This is a genomic window from Kitasatospora sp. NPDC043950, from assembly GCF_056435345.1.
Genome location: NZ_JBWKER010000136.1, coordinates 1 through 1,561, shown reverse-complemented (window position 1 = coordinate 1,561; position 1,561 = coordinate 1). Strand labels below are relative to the sequence as shown.

At 75.1% G+C, this 1,561-nt stretch carries 1 protein-coding gene; it reads left to right on the top strand.

Annotated elements, in window-relative coordinates; all coding sequences use genetic code 11:
* Positions 1 to 168: 168 nt before the first annotated feature.
* Positions 169 to 1,056 (top strand): hypothetical protein, encoded by an 888-nt coding sequence (locus tag AC07BF_RS37795; RefSeq protein ID WP_478334608.1) that lies wholly within the window; start codon positions 169 to 171, stop codon positions 1,054 to 1,056.
* Positions 1,057 to 1,561: the final 505 nt, after the last annotated feature.

Below are 1,561 nucleotides of genomic sequence, written 5' to 3'. Positions count from 1 at the left end.
CCCCCCCCCCCCCCCCCCCCCCCCCCCCCCCCCCCCCCCCCCCCCCCCCCCCCCCCCCCCCCCCCCCCCCCCCCCCCCCCCCCCCCCCCCCCACGGCCGTTTGGGGGGCCGCCGCGGCTATATGATCACGCGGCCGAGATCACGTCACGGGGGAGCACGAGAACAGCGATGGCCGGGCAGGCAGTACTCGCACCGCCGAGGGAACTCCGCACCTGGTTCGGCCGTCGCTCGGTGCGGATGACCGGATCCGCGCTGGTGTGGCAGGAGGAACCGGAGGCCTTCCACATCCCCTACGGCCGGATCCACCGGGTGCACGCCGTCCCCGGCCGGGGCGTGCTCTGGGACCTGTGCGTCGAGGTCGACCCGCCGGGGCGCGGCGAGCGCTCCGAGTTCCGCCTGGGCACGACCGACGCCAAGGCCCAGGCGTTCGCCGACGCCATCAACGCGCAACGGCTGAAACGGCTCGCCGAGGCTCCGGCCGACCCGACGCGGATCCGCGTCGAACCGTTCCGGCGGCCCAGGCCGCTGCGGCCCGCCGGCTGGCAGCTCGGCCTCCTCGCCCTGTTCGCCGGCTGCCTCACCGAGTCCGTCGCCCTGGCCCTGCTCGGCCACCCGGTGCGGGCCGGGTTCGTCTGGGCCGGCTTCGCCGCCTGGTGGGTGAGCGCCGCCTGGGCGGCGAACCTGCCCTGGCAGCTGCGGTACTGGCGCCAGCAGCAGGCACTGGGCGAGCTCCGCCCGGCGGAGTTCACCGGCTCCTACCTCGGGGAGTACAGGGTGCACGACGTCCACGGCCACTCCCGCAGCACCCGGCGCACGCTCCGGTACACCTACCGGGTGACCGACCAGCTCGGCACGGCGCAGCGGCACGAGTGCAGCGCCGCCGACGTGCAGGACGTGGCGCGGCCCCGCACGGTCCTGGTGGTGCCCGGCCGCCTGTCGGCGGACACGCCGGGCGGGCTCGCCGGCCACCTGGTGTGGATGGGCGTCACCGGCCTGCCGACCCTGGTCGCGGGCCTGGTCGGCCTGGTCCTCGTCCCGGGCCTGCTGCTGCCCTGAGCCGCCGACGGCTCACCGATGCCGGCCACCTGCCCGCCCGGGTGCGCGTCCGGCCTGGACTCCGGGTCCGCCTCCCGCCCCACCCGATGCGCACCCTTCCGTTTGCGGTGGCCCGGGCCGGGGCGTGGGGGCGGTGTGCCGGCGCTGGAGATCCACTGGAGGCCGCCTCAAGGCGGGTGGTTCGTGGCGGGTTGGGTGTGTTCTGGTGGATGGCGAAGCAGACCCGGGGCGGGGCACACCGGGGGACGGTAGACGCTCGCGCATGGATGTGAGTGTGGAGGCTATGGTCCGCCGGCCCGGAGTGGATTTGACTGGTGGACATGAGGACGGACGCGCGGGGTTCGCAGAACCGCCCGGGTCCGCTGGTTTCGTCGACTTCTTCTCCGAATGGGGTGGCTGCTGTGGTTGCCAAGGGTGTTGTGGATCTTCCGGTCGGTGCTGGTGTGGTGCTGGTGGTGGGTGGGACGGGTAAGACCGGTCGGCGGGTGGCGGATCGGTTGGCGGG